Raw genomic sequence first — 257 nt, 5'->3', positions numbered from 1 at the left:
ATCGTGCCGTTCGAACTTATCGTCGAGAAATAGCCCGGCAGCTTGTAGTCCTTGATCGACGCCGGCGCCGCCTGCGTGTAGCCACCCGGGCGACTACCGACGAATGGCGCATTGCCGAACGGCAATTTCCAGTCGTATTCGCTGTTGTCGTAGTTGTTGTAGTGATATTGCCCCGAGTAGGACACCGTCACGCCCGGCAGTTTCTGGCCCGACGCCGCCCAGCCGTCGGCGTCGTACTTGGCCGGAATCTTGATGTC

At 59.9% G+C, this 257-nt stretch carries 1 protein-coding gene; it reads right to left on the bottom strand.

Features of this window, described 5'->3' with window-relative positions; all coding sequences use genetic code 11:
* Nucleotides 1-257: hypothetical protein (locus ACV22W_RS33770; protein ID WP_448023879.1), on the bottom strand; the 257-nt coding region annotated here is incomplete at both ends.

It is taken from the genome of Burkholderia sp. AW49-1 (assembly GCF_053427845.1).
This window is presented reverse-complemented; position numbering and strand designations above follow the sequence as displayed.